This is a genomic window from Acidovorax sp. AC410 (assembly GCF_979253235.1).
Window position 1 is genome coordinate 909,764 of the sequence record NZ_CEEDCG010000001.1, and the last position, 22,729, is coordinate 932,492.

The 22,729-nt window shown below is 67.8% G+C and carries 18 protein-coding genes; 12 read left to right on the plus strand and 6 right to left on the minus strand.

Translation table 11 applies throughout. From position 1 onward, the window contains the following. Position 1 precedes the first annotated feature (1 nt). Complete coding sequence (locus AC0IZS_RS04160) at positions 2-3,631, plus strand: EAL domain-containing protein (protein WP_471634487.1); 3,630 nt, start codon at positions 2-4, stop codon at positions 3,629-3,631. Then, entirely contained in the window at positions 3,625-4,701 is a 1,077-nt protein-coding gene (locus tag AC0IZS_RS04165; protein WP_471634488.1) for a GGDEF domain-containing protein, read from the plus strand. The genes AC0IZS_RS04160 and AC0IZS_RS04165 overlap by 7 nt, the downstream gene beginning before the upstream one ends. Before the next feature lie 160 nt (positions 4,702-4,861). Here the strand turns inward: AC0IZS_RS04165 and AC0IZS_RS04170 are convergent, their stop codons facing one another. Then, complete coding sequence (locus AC0IZS_RS04170; RefSeq protein ID WP_471634489.1) at positions 4,862-5,863, minus strand: LacI family DNA-binding transcriptional regulator; 1,002 nt, start codon at positions 5,861-5,863, stop codon at positions 4,862-4,864. Positions 5,864-6,000: 137 nt separating this feature from the next. Here AC0IZS_RS04170 and AC0IZS_RS04175 point away from each other — a divergent pair, with 137 nt between their 5' ends. The 3 genes from AC0IZS_RS04175 to ruvC are packed head-to-tail and all read left to right on the plus strand — an operon-like array spanning position 6,001 to position 8,292. Then, the gene (locus AC0IZS_RS04175) at positions 6,001-6,753 is read left to right on the plus strand and encodes a lysophospholipid acyltransferase family protein (protein WP_471634490.1); all 753 of its coding nucleotides are present in this window, start codon (positions 6,001-6,003) and stop codon (positions 6,751-6,753) included. Position 6,754: 1 nt separating this feature from the next. Beyond that, the gene (locus tag AC0IZS_RS04180; RefSeq protein ID WP_057201689.1) at positions 6,755-7,747 is read left to right on the plus strand and encodes a phosphatidate cytidylyltransferase; all 993 of its coding nucleotides are present in this window, start codon (positions 6,755-6,757) and stop codon (positions 7,745-7,747) included. Next, complete coding sequence (ruvC, locus tag AC0IZS_RS04185; RefSeq protein ID WP_057201688.1) at positions 7,744-8,292, plus strand: crossover junction endodeoxyribonuclease RuvC; 549 nt, start codon at positions 7,744-7,746, stop codon at positions 8,290-8,292. The genes AC0IZS_RS04180 and ruvC overlap by 4 nt, the downstream gene beginning before the upstream one ends. 42 nt (positions 8,293-8,334) lie before the next feature. On the opposite strand, the gene AC0IZS_RS04190 is transcribed toward ruvC, so the two are convergent. Continuing rightward, a complete protein-coding gene (locus AC0IZS_RS04190; RefSeq protein WP_057201687.1) occupies positions 8,335-8,820 on the minus strand; it encodes a CZB domain-containing protein in 486 nt (161 codons plus the stop codon). Between the two features lie 201 nt (positions 8,821-9,021). Between AC0IZS_RS04190 and AC0IZS_RS04195 the strand changes: the two genes are divergently transcribed. The 4 genes from AC0IZS_RS04195 (at position 9,022) to AC0IZS_RS04210 (ending at position 12,834) form a co-directional block, all read left to right on the plus strand. Then, positions 9,022-10,050, plus strand: a complete 1,029-nt coding sequence (locus AC0IZS_RS04195; protein WP_471634491.1) for an LLM class flavin-dependent oxidoreductase — start codon at positions 9,022-9,024, stop codon at positions 10,048-10,050. A 131-nt stretch (positions 10,051-10,181) separates the two neighbouring features. Further along, complete coding sequence (gspF, locus tag AC0IZS_RS04200) at positions 10,182-11,414, plus strand: type II secretion system inner membrane protein GspF (protein ID WP_471634492.1); 1,233 nt, start codon at positions 10,182-10,184, stop codon at positions 11,412-11,414. A 7-nt stretch (positions 11,415-11,421) separates the two neighbouring features. Then, a complete protein-coding gene (locus tag AC0IZS_RS04205; RefSeq protein ID WP_471634493.1) occupies positions 11,422-12,339 on the plus strand; it encodes a 5'-nucleotidase in 918 nt (305 codons plus the stop codon). 141 nt (positions 12,340-12,480) lie between these two features. Then, on the plus strand, positions 12,481-12,834 hold the full coding sequence (locus AC0IZS_RS04210) for an EF-hand domain-containing protein (protein ID WP_471634494.1): 354 nt from the start codon (positions 12,481-12,483) through the stop codon (positions 12,832-12,834). A gap of 78 nt (positions 12,835-12,912) precedes the next feature. Here AC0IZS_RS04210 and AC0IZS_RS04215 read toward each other — a convergent pair whose 3' ends face one another. The 3 genes from AC0IZS_RS04215 to AC0IZS_RS04225 form a co-directional block, all read right to left on the minus strand. After that, positions 12,913-13,344, minus strand: coding sequence for a hypothetical protein (locus AC0IZS_RS04215; RefSeq protein ID WP_471634495.1), 432 nt, complete (start codon positions 13,342-13,344; stop codon positions 12,913-12,915). A gap of 203 nt (positions 13,345-13,547) precedes the next feature. Further along, the gene (locus AC0IZS_RS04220; RefSeq protein WP_471634496.1) at positions 13,548-14,042 is read right to left on the minus strand and encodes a cyanophycin metabolism-associated DUF1854 family protein; all 495 of its coding nucleotides are present in this window, start codon (positions 14,040-14,042) and stop codon (positions 13,548-13,550) included. Positions 14,043-14,072: 30 nt separating this feature from the next. Further along, complete coding sequence (locus tag AC0IZS_RS04225; protein ID WP_471634497.1) at positions 14,073-16,361, minus strand: cyanophycin metabolism-associated ABC transporter; 2,289 nt, start codon at positions 16,359-16,361, stop codon at positions 14,073-14,075. Between the two features lie 232 nt (positions 16,362-16,593). Here AC0IZS_RS04225 and AC0IZS_RS04230 point away from each other — a divergent pair, with 232 nt between their 5' ends. From AC0IZS_RS04230 to AC0IZS_RS04240, 3 genes are all read left to right on the plus strand, one after another. Further along, entirely contained in the window at positions 16,594-18,801 is a 2,208-nt protein-coding gene (locus AC0IZS_RS04230; protein ID WP_471634498.1) for a cyanophycin synthetase, read from the plus strand. Positions 18,802-18,873: 72 nt separating this feature from the next. Beyond that, complete coding sequence (cphA, locus tag AC0IZS_RS04235) at positions 18,874-21,453, plus strand: cyanophycin synthetase (protein WP_471634499.1); 2,580 nt, start codon at positions 18,874-18,876, stop codon at positions 21,451-21,453. Continuing rightward, positions 21,453-21,935: a CreA family protein gene (locus AC0IZS_RS04240; RefSeq protein ID WP_471639461.1), complete on the plus strand. Its 483-nt coding sequence runs from the start codon at positions 21,453-21,455 to the stop codon at positions 21,933-21,935. The genes cphA and AC0IZS_RS04240 overlap by 1 nt, the downstream gene beginning before the upstream one ends. Positions 21,936-21,959: 24 nt before the next feature. Here AC0IZS_RS04240 and AC0IZS_RS04245 read toward each other — a convergent pair whose 3' ends face one another. Then, positions 21,960-22,613, minus strand: a complete 654-nt coding sequence (locus AC0IZS_RS04245; protein ID WP_471634500.1) for a DsbA family oxidoreductase — start codon at positions 22,611-22,613, stop codon at positions 21,960-21,962. Between the last annotated feature and the right edge of the window lie 116 nt (positions 22,614-22,729).

Here is a 22,729-nt window from a genome sequence, read left to right on the forward strand (position 1 = left end):
CATGGGCCTGCCCACAGATGACCTCCTGCGGCTGGTCTGCCAGGACCCCGAAGCCGGGGCCCGCCTCATGCGCATCCAGCAGGAGATAGCGGCACTGGATCTCGCACTGGATCTGAGTGAAACCATCCCGCTGATGGCCGGCTGGGCGCGTGCCATGGCAGACGCCCCGGGCTGTGCCATCTTCCGCCTGGAAGGTACAAGCCTCGTCTGCCGCGGCGTGGCAGGCGAGGCCGTTCCCATGGGCGATGGCATGGCGTGGAGCGACCACTTGCAAGCCCTTGCCTGGCGCATCGGCGCGCACGAACTTCACCCGATGCGGCGGACGGACATCCCGCAGGATGGCCATGCCGAGGCCTCTCGGCCCTGGTTCCGCAACGCACGTTCCATGCTGGCGGTTCCGCTGCGCGCAGCCAACGAAATCCTCGGCATGGTCTACCTGGTCTCCGGCCACCGCGATGCGTTTACCGAACGCGACCTGCTGGGTTTGCAGGTTCTGGGCGAGTCGTTCGGTTCGGCCATCCTCCGGCACGGCATCTCTGCGCAGTGGCGGGCCTCAGGGGAGCAGTACCGGCTGCTGTTCGACAACAACCCCTTTCCCATGTGGGTGAGCGACCTGCGCTCCCACCATATCCTGGCCGTGAACCATGCAGCCTTGCTGCACTATGGGTACAGCGAGCAGGAATTTCTCGCCATGGATGTCAGGGACCTGTGGCTACCCGAGGACCGGCAGGAGTGGGAAAAGTCGCTGCGCAGCACGGAAGCCGTGCAGAAAGTCGTCGGCCTCAAACGGCGCCACCGGCGCAAGGACGGCTCGGTGATCGACACCGAAGTCTCTGCCGACCTGGTCGATTTCAACGGCCAGCGTGCCCGCCTGGTGCTGATCAACGACGTGACGCTGCGCTTGCGCGCTGAACGCGAACTCGCCCGCGCCAGCCGCGCGCAGCGCATGCTGAGCGCCTGCAACGAGGTGCAGATCCGCGCCCGCACCGAGCAAGCCATCATTGAGGAAGTCTGCCGCATCACGGTGGATATTGGTGGCTACGACATGGCCTGGGCCGCTTGGCTGCGCAGCGATGGCAGCGGCCTGGAGCTGGCTGCGCACGTGGGTGACCACAGCGGCCTGCTGAAGGAACTGGAAGGATCCTGGAACGACGCATCCCAAGCGGGTCTGCGGCAGATCATGGAGCAGGCATTGGGTAGCGGGCAATTGGCCCTGGTGGAGAATCTGGAGCACCAGGCCGCGCCGCAGCCCTGGGTCCGATCGGCGCTTGCGCATGGTTTTCTCGGCGCTGCGTTCCTGCCCCTGGGCCATGCCGACAATGCCATGGGCCTGCTGGGCCTGTGCTCCAAGGAGCCTGTGCTGATCGGATCGGAAGAGGCCAAGCTCCTGCAGGATCTGGCCAACGACCTGGCTTTCGGCATCGCAGGCTTGCGGTCCCAGGCCAGGCAGCACGCACTGCAGTCTGCTGTCGTGAAGGTTGCGGCAGCGGTCTCGGCCGGCACCGGCACGGCATTTTTCGAGCAACTGGTGCGCAACAGCGCCGAGACCCTGGGCGCCCAGGGCGGCCTTGTGGCGCGACTGCTTCCAGGAGGCGAGGGAACGCCCGGCGCGCCGCTGACCGCCCGGACGCTGGCGGTGGTGGCACAAGGCCAGTCCATCGCTGGCTTTGACTTCGCCCTGGAGCGGACCCCGCTTGCGCTCGCGGCAAGGCAGACCCACGGGATGGAACAAGGGATCTCGGTGGAGTGGCTTGCGGCCGGACCCTTGCACAGTCTCCAGGCACAAACATGCGTCTGGCGCCGCCTGGACAACTCGTCGGGCCGCCCCCTGGGCGTGATTGCCCTTCTGTTCGATGGCCCCTGCGAGCAAGACGCGCCGATGGTGTCCACGCTGCACATTTTTGCAACGCGCGCGGCGGCCGAAATCGAGCGCCAGGAGGCCGACGCACAGATCCGCGACCAGGCATCGCTGCTGGACAAGGCGCAGGACGCCATCGTCGTGCGCTGCCTCGAAGACCGGGTGCTCTTCTGGAACCGCAGTGCTGAACGCCTGTATGGCTGGACCCCCGAGGAAGCCATGGGGCAGTGCATATCGCACCTGCTCTACGACGATGTGACCGTCTACCAGCAGGCCATTCACCACGTGCTGGCATTGGGCGAGTGGAGCGGCGAATTCATCCAGCACCGCAAGGACGGCAGCACGCTCACCGTCGAGGCGCACTGGACGCTGGTGCGCGACGAGCACGGCGACCCCAAATCCATTCTGGCCATCAATACAGACATTACGCAGCGCAAGGTCACCGAGCTGCAGATCCAGAAGCTGGCATTCTTCGACCCCCTGACCAGCCTGCCCAACCGCGTCCGGCTGGTTGACCGATTGCAGCACGCACTGATGGCCAGTGCGCGCAGCAAACGCGGCGGCGCCTTGTTGCTCATTGACCTGGACAATTTCAAGACCCTCAACGACACACTCGGCCATGACAAGGGGGATCTGCTGCTGCAGCAGGTGGCGCGGCGCCTGACGGCCTGCGTGCGCGAAACTGACACAGTGGCTCGCCTGGGTGGCGATGAATTTGTCGTCATGCTGGAGCAACTCGGTGCCGGTGCGCAGGAGGTCGCCATGCAGAGCCGGACCGTCGCAGAGAACATTCTGAATGCGCTGAACCAGCCGTTCAATCTGACGGGCTACGAGCATCGGGCGACCTGCAGCATTGGCATTGCGCCGTTCGGCCAGGCGCAGGGAGTGGGTGAGCTGCTCAAACGCGCGGACCTGGCCATGTACCAGGCGAAGACGGCAGGCCGCAACACACTGCGCTTCTTCGACCCGGACATGCAGCAGGCCGTGACGGCGCGTGCCGCGCTCGAAAGCGATCTGCGCCAGGCACTTTCGCAAAACGAGTTCCTCCTGCATTGGCAACCGCAGGTGGGCAGCCAAGGTGAAGTGCTGGGCGTTGAGGCATTGCTCCGCTGGAAGCATCCCCATCGCGGCATGGTATCGCCAGCCATCTTCATTCCGCTGGCCGAGGAAACGGGTGCCATCCTGGGTTTGGGCCGCTGGGTGCTGGAAGCCGCGTGTGCACAGCTCGCCACATGGGCAACGCGGGCTGATACCGCTGAACTCACCATCGCCGTCAACGTCAGCGTGCTGCAGTTTCGCCATCCGGACTTCGTGGACCAGGTGTTTGACGTGCTGCACAACGCCGGCGCCAACCCCCACCGCCTCAAGCTGGAGCTCACCGAAAGTCTGCTGGTCAGCGACATGGAGGAGACTGTCACCAAGATGGCGGCTCTGAAGCACCGCGGCGTATGCTTCTCGCTCGACGACTTCGGCACGGGGTATTCGTCTCTCTACTATCTCAAGCGGCTTCCGCTCGACCAGCTCAAGATCGACCAGTCTTTCGTGCGTGACCTGTTGAGCGACCCCAACGACGCCGCCATTGTGCGGACCATCGTGGCCCTGGCGCACAGCCTGGGGCTGCAAGTTATCGCAGAAGGCGTGGAAAATGAGGCCCAGCAACAGTTCCTGGCAGAGCATGGGTGCCATGCCTACCAGGGTTACCTGTTCAGCCGGCCGCTTGCGGCCGACCAGCTCAAGGCCTTTCTCGACGCACGCGCACGCATTGCATGCTGATGGTCGATGTTGCCTGGTTGGCCCTGGCCTGTCTCCTCAGCCTGACAGGCCTGTGGGCCTGGAAAATCCAGCGCAAACGCTCCCAGGACGAGTTGCGGCGCCAAACCCACCAGATCGATCAGCTGTTCGCATCCCACCTCAGTCTGCTGGTGATTCTGGACCCCACTGGCCGGTGCGTGCGCATCAGCGCGGCCTGGAGCGAACTGCTGGGCTGGACACAGGCTCAGCTGGTGGGCAAACAGGTCATGGCCATCTATGCCCATCCCGACGACAGGCATGTCGTGCGAAACGTCCGCGAGCAGTTGGCAAGCAATGGCCAGGCCGTGGACATAAGGTGCCGCATCCGCGATACGAAAGGCGCCTACCGCGATATCGTGGCTCAGGTCGATACCCGCGGTGGGCTGATCTACATCAATGCGAGGGTTATGACCCAGGAGCATGTGGATCGGCGGGCGCTTCAGGAATCGAACCAGCGCCTGCAGGAAAGCATTGTCCAACTGCAGGAAAAGGAAGTCTTGCTGGTGCAAATGGCCCAGAGCGATGGGCTGACCTGCATCGCCAACCGGCGCCTGTTCGAAGAGGAATTTCACCGGGAGTGGCGCCAATGCACGCGCGACCACCTGCCACTGGCCGTGGCGCTGGCCGACGTTGACTTCTTCAAGCAGTTCAACGACTGCTATGGGCATGTGGCTGGCGATGCCTGCCTGCGGGCAGTCGCGCTCGCCATGCAACAGCAGTTGGGCCGCCCGCATGACCTGGTTGCACGCTACGGCGGTGAGGAATTTGTGGTGCTCTTGCCGGGCACCACCTCCAAGGGAGCGGCCCTGGTGGCCGAGCGCCTTCGACAGGCCATTGCCGACTTGGGGATCGCGCATGCCCACTCATCCGCAGCACCCCATATCACTATTTCCATCGGCATCAGCACCGTGATCCCAAGCCATGGCGGCTCGCCGGACGCCCTGCTCCGCGCTGCCGATGAAGCGCTGTACGCGGCCAAGGCCCAGGGGCGCAACCAGGTCTGCGAACAACCTCACCCCCGGCGCTTCGAGGAGACGCCAGAATGGGCCTAGCGGGTCGGGCGGACTGGAACGACCTGGGGCGCACGGGGAATCCGGGCTTGCCTTGGCGTGGTTTCGGCCGCACACCGAAGCCGCCCATGCCCGTGCTTGCCACCTGTCACGAGCGAGCGCAGCCATGTCTGCCCGCTGCGGGCGCGACCCGCAGCACTGCTCATGCGCTTGCGCGCGACACGATCTCGAAGCCGATGTCGACGATGGGCTGATCGACCGTGCGGCCTTCCGCGCGGTCGTCGATGAACTGCGCGGCCGTGCGGCCGATGCGCGTGCCGTCGATGCGCACCGTGGTCAGGGCCGGCTGCAGGCTGGCGGCGAACTCCAGATCGCCCAGCCCCACCACGCCCAGTTGCCCGGGCACCGACAGGCCACGTGCCTGGGCCTCGATCAGCACGCCCAGGGCCAGCATGTCCGAGCTGCAGAACACCGCATCGGTCCCGGGATGGGCAGCCAGCGCCTCCACCAGCCCGCTGCGCCCCGACCCCAGCGTCGTGGGCGCCGGCACCAGCACCGCAGGCACCTCGGCCGCCAGGCCCAGCTCGCGCGCCGCGCGCCGGAACCCGCCCATGCGCAGGCGCGCCCGGTCATCGTTGGCGCCGAGCAGCAAGGGCTGCCGGTAGCCGCGCTGGTACAGGAAATGGCAGACGGCCTCGCCGATGCCTTCGTGGGAAAAACCGACCAGCATGTCGATGGGGGTGGGCGTCAGGTCCCAGGTCTCGACCACCGGGATGCCCGCGGCCAGCAGCTGGCGCCGGCCCTCTACGGAATGCATGATGCCGGTGAGCACGATGCCATCGGGCCGGCGCCGGATGATGGCATCGAGCAACGCGTCCTCGCGCGAGGCGTCGTAGCCGCTTTGGCCGATCATCAGCTGGTAGCCGCGTTCGTCCAGGGCCTGGTTCAGCGCGCGCACGGTTTCCTGGAACACCGGGCCCGTCAGCGTCGGCAGCACCGCGGCCACCAGCCGGGCGCGCGAGGAGCGCAGGCCGCCCGCCATGCCGTTGGGGACGAAGCCCGTCTGGCTGACCACTTCACGCACCTTGAGCAGCGTGGCGGGTGCCACCCGCTCCGGGGTGTTCAGCGCACGCGACACCGTCATGGCGGACACACCGGCCATGCGGGCGATGTCGTGAACGGTGAAGACTTGGGGCTTTTTCATGGGGCGGCGCAAATGCCAGACAGTATGCGCGGGAACGCGCACCCCCATGCGCCCGCCGGCAGCCCCCCGCACCCCAGGGCAGGTGCCTCCTGCGCTGCTCGGCAAGGTCACGCGGGTTCGCCCGTATCATCCGCGCCATGCTTGCCAAGTTGATGAGTCTCCTCCTTCTGGGAATAGTGCGGTTCCTGACCGGCTCCCAGGCCCGCTGGTATGGTTGCCCCCCGAAGGCGGAGCAGCGCATCTACTTCGCCAACCACCAGAGCCATGCCGACATGGTGCTGATCTGGGCGGCCTTGCCCGAGGAACTGCGCAGCATCACCCGCCCCATCGCCGCCAAGGACTACTGGACCAAGACGCCGTTTCGCCAGTGGATCACCACCGCCGTGTTCAACGCCGTGTACGTGGACCGGCAGGCCACGCCGGCACGCCCGGCACCCGTGGAGCCTGTGATTGCCGGTGCCGCCCTGCCCGAAACGGAAACCGCCTCCGCCGGCGGGCCGGACCCGGCCCCCGAGGCGCCGCCCAAGGCCCCGACCCCCGAGGAACTGCGCGCGGCACTGCCCGAGAACGACCCGCTTGCGCCCCTGGTAAAGGCGCTGCAGAGCGGCGATTCCATCGTGATCTTTCCCGAAGGCACGCGCGGCCATGGCGAAGAGCCCCAGCCCTTCAAGTCGGGCCTGTTCAAGCTGGCCCAGATGTTCCCGCAGGTGGTACTGGTGCCGGCCTGGATCAACAACGTGCAGCGCGTGATGCCCAAGGGTGAAGTGGTGCCCGTGCCCATCCTGTGCTCGGTGACCTTCGGCGCGCCTATCGAGCTGGCACCGGACGAGGAGCGCCGCCCCTTCCTCGACCGCGCACGGCGTGCGGTCATCGCATTGAGGGAGGTGTGAGATGAATGCCTTCCTTCGCAACCTGACGGCTACCCAGCAGATCGGTGCCCTGTTCCTGGTGGTGTTCGGCCTGCTGTCGATCGTCACCATCTGGGCCTATGTGCGCATGCTGCGCGAGCAGTCCAGCGACGACCCCCAGGCCGAAGCCGATGCGCTCGAAGCCAAGCGCTTCTGGGGCCTGCTCAAGACTTCCTGGGCCATGGCCACCGTGTTCTGGATCGGCTGGGCGCTGGGCGATGCCGTGGCCACCGTGCTGTTCGCCATCGTCGGCTTTTTTGCGCTGCGCGAGTTCATCACGCTCTCGCCCACGCGCCGGGGCGACCACCGCAGCCTGGTGCTGGCCTTCTTCGTGGTGCTGCCGCTGCAGTTCTGGATCGTGGGCAGCCGGCATTTCGACCTGTTCACGGTGTTCATCCCGGTCTACGTGTTCCTGGCGCTGCCCGTGGTGAGCGCCCTGGCCAACGACCCACAGCGCTTCCTGGAGCGCAATGCCAAGCTGCAGTGGGGCATCATGGTCTGCGTGTACGGCATGAGCCATGTGCCGGCGCTGCTGCTGCTGGACTTTCCGGGCTACAAGGACAAGGGCGCCTTCCTGGTGTTCTTCCTGGTGTTCGTGGTGCAGACCTGCATGGTGGTGCAGCACCTGCTGGGCCGGCGCTTTCCGCACAAGCCCGTGGCGCCCCAGGTGAGCCAGAGCTTCCAGTGGGTGAGCTGGCTCGCCGGCGTGGCCGTAGGCGGGCTGGTGGGCGGCCTGCTCACCTTCATCACCCCCTTCAAGCCCGGCCAGGCACTGGGCATGGCCCTGCTGGCCTGCGTGGCGGGCAGCCTGGGGCACCTGGTGATGAAGGCGCTCAAGCGCGACCGCGGCATCACCAGTTGGGGCATGCAGGGCATGTCGGTCACCGGCGCGGGCGGGCTGCTCGACCGGGTGGACGCGCTGTGCTTCGCGGCGCCGGTGTTCTTCCACTCGGTGCGCTGGTACTTCGGGCTATGAGAATCCTGGGCATCGACCCCGGCCTGCAGACCACCGGCTTCGGCGTGGTGGACATGGATGGCCACCAGCTGAGCTACGTGGCCAGCGGCACCATCCGCACCACCACGCTGGCCCTGGGTGACCTGCCCGGGCGCCTGAAGATCCTGTTCGACGGCATCACCGAGGTGGTGGCGCGCTACCAGCCCGACACCTCGTCGGTCGAGATCGTCTTCGTCAACGTGAACCCGCAGTCCACCCTGCTGCTGGGCCAGGCGCGGGGTGCCTGCATCACGGCCTTGGTGGCCAGCAACCTGCCCGTGGCCGAGTACACCGCGCTGCAGATGAAGAAAGCCGTGGTCGGCCACGGCCGCGCCGCCAAGAGCCAGGTGCAGGAGATGGTGCGCCGCCTGCTGAGCCTGCCCGGCCTGCCCGGCACCGACGCCGCCGACGGCCTGGGCATGGCCATCACCCACGCCCATGCAGGCGCCGCCATGGCCCGCCTGGGCGAAGCAGGCACCCTGCAGCGGCGCCAGCACGCCATGTACAAGGGCGGCCGGAGTTATTAATTAGCCGCCCTGGCCGATTCGCGCCTCAGGAGGTGCGGTCGGTCAACGCCCCACACCCCGCTTGAGCTCCTTGAGCAATAGCAGCACCTGGTTGGACGCATGGCGGCAGCTGCTGTTGAGCAGTTGCACCGACTGCTGCTGCTCACCGGCCTGGAACAGCATGACCACGGCAGCCGCCTGCTGGTGGAAGTACTTGTGCCGCGCCACCAGCATGCTGAACGCGGGGTAGTGGCCCAGCCGCACCCGGCCGGTGCCGTTGAGCCAGCGGCCCAGGTCGCAGCGGTCGTCCTGGCAGATGCGCTCGGGCCGCATGACCTCGTTGGAGCGGCCATTGACCATGTCCTGCAGCTGCAGGCGCCAGCCTTCATGGCTGGCGATGGCCGCGTCGATATCGATCTCGGTCATGAGCATGGTGGCGTACTCGGCATCCAGCACGAGTTCGCTGCCGTTGTCTTCCATGGCCCAGGTCGTGTCTGGACTGGTCGGGTCCTGCTCCCGCATCTTGAACAGTCGGCTGAAAAAACCCATGTGCGATCCCGTCCTGGTGTGCGGGCGGGGCCCCTCGAGCAAGGAACGCCACGCCATTTGAAACATTCTGTGTAGCGTTTTGCGTTTTGGCTACCAAAAAATGCCATATCCCTGCCGGCGAGTGCACTGCAGCCCTGCTGCCAGCCTCGGCTCTCGGCCCCGGAGCAAGCGCCGCCGGCCGGGCCGGACCACAATGCACGCATGACTGAACCTGTTTCCCCCCGTACCGCCCTGTCCATGCTGGACCTGGTGGCCGTCCGCGACGGCGGCACTGTGGCCGAGGCCCTGCAGATCGCGCTGCGCACCGCCCAGCATGCCGAAAAGCTCGGTTTTGCCCGCTACTGGCTGGCCGAGCACCACAACATGGCCGGCATCGCCAGCTCGGCCACGGCCGTGCTGGTCGGGCATATCGCAGGCGGCACCTCGCGCATTCGCGTGGGCTCGGGCGGGGTGATGCTGCCCAACCATGCGCCGCTGGTGGTGGCCGAAGCCTTCGGCACCCTGGCCGAGCTCTACCCCGGTCGCATCGACCTGGGCCTGGGCCGCGCGCCCGGCACCGACCCGGCGACCATGCGCGCCCTGCGCCGCAGTCGCGTGGAGACGGCCGACGATTTTCCGCAGGACGTGGCCGAGCTGCAGCGCCTGCTCTCTCCGGCCGAACCCGGCCAGCGCCTGGTGGCCACCCCCGGGGCCGGCACCAACGTGCCCATCTGGCTGCTGGGTTCGAGCCTGTTCTCGGCGCAGCTGGCTGCCGAGCGCGGCCTGCCCTACGCCTTTGCCTCGCATTTCGCGCCGCGCCTGCTGCACCAGGCCATCGACCTGTACCGCAACCTGTACCGCCCTTCGGCCGCATGGCCCCAACCCTACCTGGCCATCGGCGTGCCGCTGATCGCAGCACCGACCGACGAGGAGGCCGAGTTCCTGGCCAGCAGCACCTACCAGCGCGTGCTGGGCATCCTCACCGGCGACCGGCGCCTGCTGCTGCCGCCGGTGGAGAACTTCGCGGCGCGCCTGCAGCCGCAGGAGCGCGCCGCCATCGGCGACTTCCTGGCGGCGGCGGTGATCGGCGGGCCCGAGACGGTGCAGGCCGGCCTGGCCGACCTGGTGCGCGAGACCGGGGCCAACGAGTTGATGCTGGTGAGCGACGTCTACGACCCCGCATTGCGGCTGCGTTCGCTGGAGATCGCGGCGCAGGCCCATGCGGCGCTGGACAGCGCCGTGGCGGCCTGAGAATCGGCTTGGGTAGCCGACTTGTAACCCTCGGGGGTGGTGCGTCACGGTAGCGAGTGCCGGTTGCCGCTACCATCGTGGGCTGATGACGGTGCATTTGTGCACTTCGCAACCGCCCACCCACCACCTGCATGCCCGCTTTTTCCTTTGAAGCCCTGGACGCCCAGGGCCAGACCCGCAAAGGCCTGATGGAGGCCGACACCGCCAAGTCCGCCCGCACGCAGTTGCGCGCGCAGGCCCTGGTGCCGATTGCAGTGGAGCAGGTCCAGACCGGCCAGTCCCGGGACGGCTCTGCCCAGGGCTGGAACCGCAGCCTGTTCACCCGGCCGGTGTTCAACGCCACCGGCCTGGCCATCTGGACGCGGCAGATCGCCGGGCTGGTGAGCTCGGGCCTGCCGCTGGAGCGCGCCCTGAGCGCCCTCTCGGACGAGGCCGACGATGACCGCCAGCGCCACCTGGTGGCCGCACTGCGCGCCGAGGTGAATGCCGGCGCCACTTTCGCCCGTGCGCTGGGCCAGCACCCGCGCGAGTTTTCCGACATCTACTGCGCCGTGATCGGCGCCGGCGAGCACAGCGGCAACCTGGGCCTGGTGCTCGAACGCCTGGCCGACGATCTCGAAGACCGCCAGGCCCTCAAGGCCAAACTGGTGGGCGCCGCGCTCTACCCGGCCATCGTGACCCTGGTGGCGATCGCCATCGTGATGTTCCTGCTGGGCTATGTAGTGCCCCAGGTGGCCAGCGTGTTCGCAGGCTCCAAGCGCGCCCTGCCCTTCATCACCACGGTGATGCTGGGCATCAGCGCCCTGGTGCGCAACTATGGACTGGCGATGTTCGGTGTGATGGTCGTCGGGGCCCTGGGCCTGCGCTGGTCGCTGAAGTCCGAGAGCGTGCGCGAGCGCTTCGACGCCGCCTGGCTCAACCTGCCCCTGGTGGGCAAGCTGGCGCGCGGCTACAACGCGGCGCGCTTTGCCAGCACGCTGGCCATGCTGGCCAGCGCTGGCGTGCCCATCCTGCGCGCCCTGCAGGCCGCAGCCGAAACCCTGAACAACCGCGCCCTGCGCGCCGACGCACTCGATGCCCTGGTGCTGGTGCGCGAGGGTGCGCCGCTGGCCTCGGCCCTGGCGCAGAAGAAGCGTTTTCCGGGCCTGCTGTCGATGTTCGCGCGCCTGGGCGAGCAGACGGGTCAGTTGCCGGTGATGCTGCAGCGCGCCGCCACGCAGCTGTCGGTGGAGGTGCAGCGCCGCTCCATGCAGCTGGCGACCATTCTGGAACCGCTGCTGATCGTGGCCATGGGCCTGGTGGTCATGGCTATTGTGCTGGCCGTGATGCTGCCCATCATCCAGCTCAACCAGTTCGTCAAGTAGACACGCCATGGCCGTCACCCTGGACGACAAGCTGGTGGTCGCGATCTCCTCGCGGGCGCTGTTCAATTTCGAGGAAGAGAACCGCGTCTTCGACGACAAGGACGACCGCGCCTACGTGGCCATGCAGCGCCAGCGCATCGACATTCCGGCAGCACCGGGCGTGGCCTTTTCTCTGGTGCGCAAGCTGCTGGCCTTCAACACCACCGAGCACCAGTGGGTGGAGGTGGTGCTGCTCTCGCGCAATGACCCGGTCAGCGGCATGCGCGTCTTCCGCTCCTGCCTGGCCCATGGGCTGCCCATGGTGCAGCGCGGCGTTTTCACCCAGGGGCGCGACCCGTTCCGCTACCTGCGCCCGCTGGGGGCGCATTTGTTCCTTTCGGCCAATGAAGCCGACGTGCGCCAGGCCCTGCACCTGGGCTACCCGGCGGCGCGCGTGCTGACCGAGTCGGTGCGCGCCGGCGACTCCAACCCGAATGAAGTGCGCATTGCCTTCGACGGCGATGCCGTGCTGTTCTCGGACGAGGCCGAGCGTGTCTACCAGGCCGAAGGGCTGGCTGCCTTCCAGCGGCACGAGAGCGACAAGGCGGCGCAGCCCCTGCCCGACGGCCCCTTCAAGCCTCTGCTGGCCGCCCTGCACCGGCTGCAGCATGCGGGCGGCACGGGCATGCGCATCCGCACCGCGCTGGTCACGGCGCGCAGCGCGCCCGCCCACGAGCGCGCCATCCGAACGCTGATGGACTGGGACATCGCGGTCGATGAGGCGATGTTCCTCGGCGGCCTGCAGAAGGGGGAGTTCCTGCGCGAGTTCGAGCCCGACTTCTTCTTCGACGACCAGACCGGCCATGTCACCTCGGCCTCGTTGCATGTGCCCGCGGGCCATGTGAACAGCGGGGTGTCCAACCCCGTCACGCTGCTGGCGGATTGAAGGGCTGCCCCCAGCGGCATGCAAAGTTGTGCAATGGTGTGCAACTTGCCGCGAAAGAAGGCCTCTGACCGGTTGCAATGAACACCGTGCGCCCGCATCTGTGCGAGCATGGTCCCGCAACAGGAACAGAGAACAGAACGCATGAAGATGAACCTATTGGCATGGGGCGCAGCAGCCCTGCTGGGCAGCAGCATGGCCCTGGCCCAGGCACCGGTGGCGCCGCCACCGGCGGACACCGAAGGCCTGTCCAAGGGCGAAGCCAAGGCCATCCGCGAGTTCAAGATGCTGGATTTCAACGGCGACGGCAAGCTCAGCCGGACCGAAGTGAAACTGTTCCCGCGCCTGTCCAATGCCTTCGATGAGGCCGATACCGACCGCGATGGTTTTGTTTCGTACGAGGAAGTGCGCACTTTTGCGGCCAAGTACCGCGCCGAACGGGACCGCGCCAAACAACAGGCGCCCGCTGCACCCGCTCCTGCAGCCAGCGCTCCCTGACCCAACCGCTACCGTTTCGGTAGCAAAAATACCCAATGACCCCTGGCGCCGTCGCTGCGCCTCAGCCCGCCACCCGGTTCACAACCCTGCCGTGCGCTTGACCTTGGGGTCCGAGTAGGTCAGGGGTTCGTTCTTGACCTGCTGGGCAAGGCGCTCCTGCAGGGTCACCTTGTTGATGTCCTGCGCCATTTCCACGGCGCTGCCGCTGGCGCGCCACATCGACTGGATGAATTCGAGCAATTGCTTGTAGATGGGCTCCGGCGGCGGTTCGGGCGGCTCTTCCACCGTTTCCTTCTTCTTCACCTCGGTCCAGTCGCGGTTCGGTGCGTCGGGTGCCGAGGGCTTGTCCGGCTCGCGCACGATGGCCCCCTCCCCCAGCCGGTCCATGGACTCGACGGGCAGTGGTGCGTTGACAGGGCGTATCGGCGGCGCCCCCGAGGCGCCGGTGGAATACAAATCGGCGCCCGGAGGACGCCAGGTCGGCGATCGATCGACAGGTGGCATTTGCATGGCTGGCCCCAGGTTGTGGATGGAACGAACAGAGGCACTTCCGGACTCTTCGTACATTCATAACGGCAAACAAAAGGGGAAATTGAGGTCTTTTTTGCCCTTAAGCCCAAAACCAAGGGTTTACCCCTAGTTTTTAAGCGTTCTTCAGGCAAAAAAAAGCCCGCCGCCCGCAAAAAGCAGGCGGCGGGCTGGCGCGACAGGCCTCAGAGAAAGCGCTCGAGGAAGCGGCGCGACTGCCGATCCAGCAGCGTGGTGTCGGGTACCTTGAACTGCACGCCCTCGCCCGCGGCAATGAGCAGCCGGGTGCGCCCGCCGAGCCGGCGGATGTCTTCTTCGGCCTTGAGCACCAGGCGCACGGGGCCGCGGTCGGTTTCCACATCCCAGGTGCTGGGGGTCGAAAAACTCGATACCGCAACTATTTTTTCGATAGTGGGCACAAACTCCCGCACCGCCAGCTCTTCCTCGACCAGGGTACGCCCGGCCGGGGGCAACTGGTCGAAGCGGTCCAGCCACACCAGTTCGTGGCCGTCGCTGCCCACCAGGGACAGGCCTTCGGCCGGGGCGGCGATGGGAAAGGCGCGCACGGGCACCACGCCCTCGTGTACGGTGCCGTCCGGCAGGGTGAGCACCAGGCGCCCATGGGCGTTGCGGAGCAGCTGCAGCGGGCGGGTCGGGGAAGGGGTCGTCAGATCGGTCATGGCGGTGTCGTTGTCCGTCGAAGGGGGCGCTCAGGCGCTGCCCGCAGGGTGGGCCGGGTGCAGCAGGCTGCTGTCGATGATCACGCCGGCGGCCTGGGCGTCCTCTTCGGCACGGCGGGCCTGGGCTTCATACAGGCGCCAGTAGGCGCCCTGCTTGTCCATGAGTTCGTCGTGCGGCCCCACCTCCACCACCTCGCCGCGGTCCATCACCACCAGGCGGTCGGCCTTGCGCAGGGTGGACAGGCGGTGGGCGATGGCGATCGTGGTGCGGCCCTGCACCAGGTTGTCCAGGGCCTTCTGGATTTCCTTCTCGGTCTCGGTGTCCACGGCCGAGGTGGCTTCGTCCAGGATCAGGATGCGCGGGTCGATCAGCAGCGCGCGCGCAATGCTGATGCGCTGGCGCTCCCCGCCCGACAGGCCCTGGCCGCGCTCGCCCACCAGCGAGTCGTAGCCGTGCGGCAGGCGCAGGATGAATTCATGCGCGTGGGCCGCGCGGGCCGCGGCCACGATCTCCTCGCGCGTGGCCTCGGGCTTGCCGTAGGCGATGTTCTCGGCAATGGTGCCGAAGAACAGGAACGGCTCCTGCAGCACCAGGCCGATGTGGCGCCGGTAGTCGGCCACGGCAAAGCGGCGGATGTCCACGCCATCGACCTGGATGGAGCCATCGCTCACGTCGTAGAAGCGGCTGATCAGGTTCACCAGCGTGCTCTTGCCCGAGCCGCTGTGGCCCACCAGACCAATCATTTCGCCGGGGCGGATATCGAGGTCCAGCCCCTTGATGACGGCACGGCTGCCGTAGCGGAAACCCACGTTGCGCATGGCGATGGCGCCCTGCACCTTGTCCACCTTGACCGGCTGGGCCGGGTCGGGCACGTTGCTCACGTGGTCCAGAATGTCGAAGATGCGCTTGGCGCCGGCGGCCGCCTTCTGCGTGACCGAGACGATGCGGCTCATGGAGTCGAGCCGGCTGTAGAAGCGCCCGATGTAGGCGATGAAGGCGGTGAGCACCCCCACCGTGATCTGGTTGCGCGAGACCAGCCAGATACCAAAGCCCCAGACCACGAGCAGGCCGATTTCGGTGAGCAGCGACACCGTGGGGGTGAACAGCGACCAGGTCTTGTTGAGCTTGTCGTTGACCTCCAGGTTGTGCTGGTTGGCGTCGCGAAAGCGCTGGGCCTCGCGCTTTTCCTGGGCGAAGGCCTTGACCACACGGATGCCGGGGATGGTGTCGGCCAGCACGTTGGTCACCTCGGACCAGACGCGGTCGATCTTCTCGAAGCCGGTGCGCAGGCGGTCGCGCACGGTGTGGATCATCCAGGCGATGAAAGGCAGCGGCACCAGCGTGACCAGCGCCAGCCAGGGGTTGATGGAGAACAGGATGGCAGCCGTCATCATGATCATGAGCACGTCGGTCACGAAATCCAGGGCATGCAACGAAAGGAAAACGTTGATGCGGTCGGTCTCCGAGCCGATGCGAGCCATCAGGTCGCCGGTGCGCTTGCCGCCGAAGTAGTCGAGCGACAGGCGCAGCAGGTGCTCGTAGGTGGTGGTGCGCAGGTCGGCGCCGATGCGCTCGGACACCAGCGCCAGGATGTAGGTGCGCGCCCAGGACAGGCCCCAGGCCGCCAGGGCCGACGCCAGCAGCCCGCTGAGGTACAGCAGCACCAGGCTGGGCTCGATCTTCTGCCCGTTCTGGAACGGGATCAGGATGTCGTCCATCAGCGGGATGGTCAGGTAGGGCGGCACCAGCGTGGCCGCCGTGGACGCCAGGGTCAGCCCAAAACCGGCGGCCAGCTGCTTGCGGTAGGGCCGGGCAAAGCGCCACAGGCGCAGCAGCACCCAGGTGGAGGTCTGGGGCGGCTGGGCGCGCGCGCAGGCCGGGCACTCCTCGGTATCGGGCGGCAGGGGGGCGTGGCACTGCGGGCAGGTGGCTTCGTCCGCTTGCGCGGCGCCGGCGGGCTGCTCGAAGCGCTGCACCAGGCGCAGCGCCTGGGCATGCTGGCCCAGGGTGAAGCGCCACAACGCCAGGCGCGCATCGGCATCGTGCAGCTCCAGGGAGCCGATGCCCCCGTGGTCCTGCATGCGCAGCGTCAGGCCCGGGGCGCGCGGCCATACGCGCCAGGCGCTGGTCCCGGGCTCGCAGGCCAAGAGGCGCTCGGAAGTCACCACCACCCAGCCCGTGGCGAAGCGCAGTTCACCGCTCAGGTCAACCTGTAACGTGGCCAGCACGTTCTCTTGGGAAGCGAGCATGGCCCACAGATCGGCCCCCTGGGGGCCGGAAAAGACACCGGAGGCGTCCACAGAATGGTGATGTTGCATGTTGGATTGGTATTTGCGCCCCTGGCAGCCAGCGGTCACCGATTGCGCCACAGCGCGAATTCTCCCCGATACTGCACGCAAGGACGCCAAGGCATCCACCTGTAACGTCTGCGACTGCCCCTTGGCTGACAGCTGCCGCTGCCATCCGAGTGGAGCACAATGTTCCCCCATATTCTCGTTGTCCTCCCCCGCACAGCCCCGAAAGGCCGGAACCCCCTACCCGCTGCAATCCATGGCGAAATTCAACGACATCCAACTGCTTCGCATCAATTACCTGCGTGGACCCAACATCTGGACCTACCGGCCCGTGCTGGAAGTCTGGCTGGACCTGGGTGTGCTGGAAGACCACCCCTCCCACACCCTGCCCGGCCTGAACGACCGCCTGACGGCCTGGCTGCCGGCACTCATCGAGCACCACTGCGGCGTGGGCGAGCGCGGCGGCTTCCTGCAGCGCCTGGAGGAAGGCACCTGGTGCGGCCACGTGCTGGAGCACATCGTGATCGAGCTGCTCAACCTGGCCGGCATGCCCACCGGCTTCGGCCAGACGCGCAGCACCTCGCAGCGCGGCGTGTACCGCATGGTGTTCCGGGCGCGTGACGAGCAGGTGGCCCGCGTGGCCCTGGCCCAGGGCCACCGCTTGCTGATGTCGGCCATCAACGACGAGCCCTTCGACGTGGCTGCCGCCGTGGCGCGCGTGCGCACCGAGGTGGACGACCAGTACCTGGGCCCCAGCACGGCCTGCATCGTCACGGCCGCCACCGACCGCAGCATCCCCCACATCCGCCTGAACGACGGCAACCTGGTGCAGCTGGGCTACGGCGCCAGCCAGCGCCGCATCTGGACGGCGGAGACCGAATTCACCAGCGCCATCGCCGAAGGCATCGCCAGCGACAAGGACCTGACCAAGGGCCTGCTCAAGGCCTGCGGCGTGCCCATCCCCGAAGGCCAGGTGGTCAACAGCCCCGCAGAAGCCTGGGAAGCGGCGCAGGACATCGGCCTGCCCGTGGTGGTCAAGCCCTCGGACGGCAACCATGGCCGCGGCGTGACGCTGGACCTGAGCAAGCAGGCAGACATCGAGGCGGCCTACCACGTGGCCTACCCCGAGGGCAGCGACGTGATGGTCGAAAGCTTCATCCCCGGCGATGAACACCGCCTGCTGGTGGTCGGTGGCAAGGTGGTGGCCGCCGCGCGCGGCGAAGTGGTCAGCATCACCGGCAACGGCCGCTCCACGGTCAAGGAGCTGATCGACAGCCAGCTCAACTCCGACCCGCGCCGCGGCTACGAGGAGGAGTACCCGCTCGAGATCATCGACCTGGCCACCGACACCAAGGTGCAGCTGGAACTCAAGCGCCAGGACCTGGATGCGGGCTCCGTGCCTGCCGCCGGCCGGACCATCGTGGTGCAACGCAATGGCAACGTGGCCGTGGACTGCACGGACGACGTACACCCCGAGGTCGCCTACATCGCCCAGCTCGCCGCCAAGGTGGTGGGCCTGGATATCGCGGGCATCGACATGGTGGCGCTCGACATCTCCAAGCCGCTGCACGCGCAGGGTGGCGCCATCGTCGAAGTCAACGCCGGCCCCGGCCTGCTGATGCACCTCAAACCCGCCGTGGGCGCCCCCCGCCCCGTGGGCCAGGCCATCGTCGAGCACCTGTTCCCGGCCGAGGACCATGCCGAAGGCACGGCCGGCCGCATCCCCGTGGTGGGCGTGGCCGGTACGCGCAACACCGCCACCATCGCCCGCCTCGTGGCCTGGCTGCTGCACCTGGGCGGCCGCCACACCGGCGTGGCCTGCCGCGACGGCCTGTTCCTGGACCGCCGCCACGTGGACACCACCGACAGCGCCCACTGGGAGGCCGCCCACCGCCTGCTGATGAACCAGATGGTGCAGGCCGCCGTGATCGAGAACGACGCACGCACCATCCTGCGCGACGGCCTGGCCTACGACCGCTGCAAGGTGGGTGTGGTCACCGACATGGACGGCGTGGCCAGCCTGGCCGAATTCGACGTGCATGAGCAGGACCAGATGACCAAGGTGCTGCGCACCCAGGTGGACGTGGTGCTCGCCGATGGCGCGGCCGTGCTCAACGCCGCCGTGGAACAGGTGGTGGACCTGGCCCGCCTGTGCGATGGCGACGTGGTGCTGTACGCGCAGGACCCTGCCCTGCCCGCGATTGCCGAACACCGCGCCAAGGACAACGGTCGTGCCGTGCTGGTGAAGAACGGCCGCGTGGTGCTGGCCACCGGCAGCGCCGAGCATGTGCTGGGCACGCTGGCGGAGCTGACCTTCGGCCGCAATGGCGTGGTGCCCGACACCGAGGCCCTGCTGGCCGCCGTGGGCGCCGCCTGGGCCCTGGACATCGCGCCCGACCTGATCGGCGCGGGCATCAAGACCTTCGAGCCGGACCTGCCGCCACCACCCGGTCTGCGCACTTGAGCCCGAGAAACCGAATACCGCGATGACTCCGGGGCCTGCACGCCCCGACGGACACTGAGAAAGAGAATTTCCATGGATGTATCCCGCACCCGGGCCCTGCGTGGCCCCAACCTCTGGAGCCGCCACATGGCCATCGAGGCCGTCGTGGCCTGCGCCGAGAGCGAGCGCGCCATCCGCCGGATGGACGGCTTCGAAGCGCGCCTGCGCGCCCTGTTCCCCGCCATCGGTGCGCTGCACCCCGAAGGCGGTGACGGCGACATCTCGCTGGCCCACGTGCTGCAGATCGCCGCGCTGGCGCTGCAGGCCCAGGCCGGCTGCCCCGTGACCTTTGCGCGTACCACGGCCACCACCGATGCCGGTATCTACCAGGTGGTGGTGGAGTACAGCGAGGAGGCCGTGGGCCGCCAGGCCTTCGAGGACGCCCAGCAACTGATCCAGGCCGCCCTCGGCCAGGGCACGTTCGATGCCGACAAGACCGTGGCCGCCCTGCGCGAGCTCGACGAGGACGAGCGCCTGGGCCCGAGCACCGGCTCCATCGTGGACGCAGCCGTCGCACGCGGCATTCCCTACCGGCGCCTCACGCGCGGCAGCCTGGTGCAGTTCGGCTGGGGTTCCAAGCAGCGCCGCATCCAGGCCGCCGAGATCGATTCCACCAGTGCGGTGGCCGAATCCATCGGCCAGGACAAGGACCTGACCAAGCGCCTGCTGCATGCGGCCGGCGTGCCCGTGCCCCTGGGCAAGCCCGTCGAAAGCCTGGACGAGGCCTGGGAAGTGGCCCAGAAGGTGGGCCTGCCCGTGGTCGTCAAGCCGCAGGACGGCAACCAGGGCAAGGGCGTGACGGTGAACATCACCGACCGCGCCCAGCTCGACGCCGCCTACCGCAATGCCGCCGAGTACGGCACGGTGATGGTCGAGCGCTTTCTGCCCGGCCACGACTTTCGCCTGCTGGTGGTGGGCGACCAGCTCGTGGCCGCAGCGCGCCGCGAGCCGCCCCAGGTGCTGGGCGACGGCCAGCACACCGTGCGCGAGCTGGTCGAGCAGGTCAACCTGGACCCGCGCCGCGGCGAAGGCCATGCCACCTCGCTGACCAAGATCCGCCTGGACGAGATCGCCGTGGCCCGCCTGGCGGCCCAGGACCTGACGCCCGAATCCGTGCCCCCCAAGGGCCAGCGCGTGATCCTGCGCAACAACGCCAACCTGTCCACCGGTGGCACCGCCACCGATGTGACCGACGACGTACACCCCGAGGTGGCGGCGCGCGCCATCGCCGCTGCGCAGATGGTCGGCCTGCACATCTGCGGCGTGGACATGGTCGCCGAGACCGTGCTGCGCCCGCTGGAAGAACAAGGCGGCGGCTTCGTCGAAGTGAATGCCGCGCCCGGCCTGCGCATGCACCTGGCGCCGTCGTACGGCAAGCCGCGCAACGTGGGCCAGGCCATGGTGGACCGCCTGTACGCCCATGGCGACGATGGCCGCATCCCGACGGTGGCCGTCACGGGCACCAACGGCAAGACCACCACGGCGCGCCTGATCGCCCACCTGTTCACGGCCCAGGGCCTGCGCGTGGGCATGACCAACACCGACGGCGTGTACGTCAACGGCCGCCAGATCGACAGCGGCGACTGCAGTGGCCCCAAGAGCGCGCGCAACGTGCTGCTGCACCCCGAGGTGGATGCGGCCGTGTTCGAGACCGCGCGCGGCGGCATCCTGCGCGAGGGCCTGGGCTTCGACCGCTGCCAGGTGGCGGTGGTCACCAACATCGGCGCGGGCGACCACCTGGGGCTGAACTACATCACCACGGTGGAAGACCTGGCCGTGCTCAAGCGCGTGATCGTGCAGAACGTGGCCACCGACGGCTATGGCGTGCTCAATGCCGCCGACCCCATCGTGGCGGCCATGGCGCCGGCCTGCCCGGGCAAGATCATCTTCTTCGCGACCGACCGCCACCACCCCGTGATGGCCACGCACCGTGCCCAGGGCAACCGCACCGTGTATGTGGACGGCGATTCCATCGTGGCCTCCGAAGGCTCGTGGCGCGAGACCATCCACCTGCGCGACGTGCCCATCACGCGCAACGGCCGCATCGGCTTCCAGGTGGAGAACGTCATGGCCTCGGTGGCCGCCGCCTGGGGCGCGGGCCTGCCGTGGCAGACCATCCGCCGCGGCCTGTCGGGCTTCGTGAACGACAGCGACAACGCGCCGGGCCGCTTCAACATCATGGACTACAACGGCGCCACGGTGATCGCCGACTACGGCCACAACCCCGACGCCATGCGCGCCCTGGTGGCCGCCGTGGACGCCCTGCCCGGCAAGCGCCGCAGCGTGGTCATCAGCGGTGCCGGCGACCGGCGCGATGAGGACATCCGCGAGCAGACCGTGATCCTGGGGGCTGCGTTCGACGACGTGATCCTGTACCAGGACGCGGCCCAGCGCGGCCGTGGCGACGGCGAAGTGATGGCCTTGCTGCGCGAAGGCCTGGCCGGCGCGGCACGCACCACGCATGTGGAAGAGATCCGCGGCGAGTTCATCGCCATCGACACGGCCCTTTCCCGCCTGCAACCGGGCGACCTGTGCCTGGTGCTGGTCGACCAGGTCGAGGAAGCCCTGGCCCATCTGGCCAAGCGCTGCGCCGGCGCCGGGGCCACCGCATGATGCGCGGCGCCTTGCGCATGGCGGCCCTGGCCGCCCTTGCCCTGCTGGCAGGCGTTGCTGCGGCCGCACCGGACAAGATCGGCACGGTGGACACGGCCTTCAAGCTGCTGGGCCGCGACCACGACATCATCGTCGAGGCCTACGACGACCCGGCCGTGGCGGGTGTGACCTGCTATGTCTCGCGCGCCCGCACGGGCGGCATCAAGGGATCGCTGGGCCTGGCCGAGGACCGCTCCGAAGCCTCCATCGCCTGCCGCCAGACCGGGCCGGTGAGCTTCCCCGCGCCGCTGCGCAAGCAGGAGGAGGTGTTCAGCGAGCGCCTGTCCATCCTGTTCAAGCGCTTGCGCGTGGTGCGCATGGTCGACCCGGCGCGCAACACGCTGGTCTACCTGACCTACTCCGAAAAGCTGGTGGACGGCTCGCCGCAGAACAGCGTGACGGCCGTGCCGGTGGACCGGGCAACACCGATCCCGCTGAAATGACAAAGGGCGCCGCGGCGCCCTTTGTCATGCCTTGCCGGAAGCTATTTGCCGCAAGGCCTGCTCGAACACTTCGGGCGGCTGGCCGCCCGAGATCAGGTGGCGGTCGTTGATGATGATGGCCGGCACCGAGTGGATGCCCTGCTGCAGGTAGAACTGCTCGCGTTCACGCACCTCGTCGGCATACCGATCCGACGCCAGCACGGCCCGGGCCTCGGCCTCGTCGAGCCCCACCCCGGCGGCCACGCGGGCCAGCACTTCGTGGTCGCCAGGGCTCTGGCCGTCGGTGAAGTAGGCCTTGAACAGTGCGTGCTTGAGCGCGGGCTGCTTGTCCCCCTCTTCCTCGGCCCAGTGCAGCAGGCGGTGGGCGTCGAAGGTGTTGTAGATGCGGCTGCGCTGCGCCATGTTGAAGGTGAAGCCCAGGGCCGCACCGCGCGCGGCGATGGCGTCGCGGTTCTTCTGGCTTTGCTCGGGCGTGGCGCCGTATTTCTCGTGCAGGTGCTCGGCGATGTCCTGGCCTTCGGGGGCCATCTGGGGGTTGAGCTCGAAGGGCTGGAAGTGCAGGTCGAGTGCGACTTCGCCCGCAAGGCGCTCGGCCGCCTGCTCCAGCGACTTGAGGCCGATGATGCACCAGGGGCAGGAAACGTCGGAGACGAAATCGATCTTGAGGGCTGTGGTCATGCGGTCACCAGGACGTCAAATGGGATGGCCAACATCCTAGGACGATTGGCGCGCCCTTGCAGCGGTACGGCCATTGACCATCCCGCAAGCCCCCACCGGCGCGATGGAAAAGCCCT

Excerpts from the sequence above, each read along its gene's own strand:
- AC0IZS_RS04160 (WP_471634487.1), top strand. The coding sequence starts at position 2 with ATGGGCCTGCCCACAGATGACCTCCTGCGGCTGGTCTGCCAGGACCCC.
- AC0IZS_RS04165 (WP_471634488.1), top strand. The coding sequence starts at position 3,625 with ATGCTGATGGTCGATGTTGCCTGGTTGGCCCTGGCCTGTCTCCTCAGC.
- AC0IZS_RS04170 (WP_471634489.1), bottom strand. The coding sequence starts at position 5,863 with ATGAAAAAGCCCCAAGTCTTCACCGTTCACGACATCGCCCGCATGGCC.
- AC0IZS_RS04175 (WP_471634490.1), top strand. The coding sequence starts at position 6,001 with ATGCTTGCCAAGTTGATGAGTCTCCTCCTTCTGGGAATAGTGCGGTTC.
- AC0IZS_RS04180 (WP_057201689.1), top strand. The coding sequence starts at position 6,755 with ATGAATGCCTTCCTTCGCAACCTGACGGCTACCCAGCAGATCGGTGCC.
- ruvC (WP_057201688.1), top strand. The coding sequence starts at position 7,744 with ATGAGAATCCTGGGCATCGACCCCGGCCTGCAGACCACCGGCTTCGGC.
- AC0IZS_RS04190 (WP_057201687.1), bottom strand. The coding sequence starts at position 8,820 with ATGGGTTTTTTCAGCCGACTGTTCAAGATGCGGGAGCAGGACCCGACC.
- AC0IZS_RS04195 (WP_471634491.1), top strand. The coding sequence starts at position 9,022 with ATGACTGAACCTGTTTCCCCCCGTACCGCCCTGTCCATGCTGGACCTG.
- gspF (WP_471634492.1), top strand. The coding sequence starts at position 10,182 with ATGCCCGCTTTTTCCTTTGAAGCCCTGGACGCCCAGGGCCAGACCCGC.
- AC0IZS_RS04205 (WP_471634493.1), top strand. The coding sequence starts at position 11,422 with ATGGCCGTCACCCTGGACGACAAGCTGGTGGTCGCGATCTCCTCGCGG.
- AC0IZS_RS04210 (WP_471634494.1), top strand. The coding sequence starts at position 12,481 with ATGAAGATGAACCTATTGGCATGGGGCGCAGCAGCCCTGCTGGGCAGC.
- AC0IZS_RS04215 (WP_471634495.1), bottom strand. The coding sequence starts at position 13,344 with ATGCAAATGCCACCTGTCGATCGATCGCCGACCTGGCGTCCTCCGGGC.
- AC0IZS_RS04220 (WP_471634496.1), bottom strand. The coding sequence starts at position 14,042 with ATGACCGATCTGACGACCCCTTCCCCGACCCGCCCGCTGCAGCTGCTC.
- AC0IZS_RS04225 (WP_471634497.1), bottom strand. The coding sequence starts at position 16,361 with ATGCAACATCACCATTCTGTGGACGCCTCCGGTGTCTTTTCCGGCCCC.
- AC0IZS_RS04230 (WP_471634498.1), top strand. The coding sequence starts at position 16,594 with ATGGCGAAATTCAACGACATCCAACTGCTTCGCATCAATTACCTGCGT.
- cphA (WP_471634499.1), top strand. The coding sequence starts at position 18,874 with ATGGATGTATCCCGCACCCGGGCCCTGCGTGGCCCCAACCTCTGGAGC.
- AC0IZS_RS04240 (WP_471639461.1), top strand. The coding sequence starts at position 21,453 with ATGCGCGGCGCCTTGCGCATGGCGGCCCTGGCCGCCCTTGCCCTGCTG.
- AC0IZS_RS04245 (WP_471634500.1), bottom strand. The coding sequence starts at position 22,613 with ATGACCACAGCCCTCAAGATCGATTTCGTCTCCGACGTTTCCTGCCCC.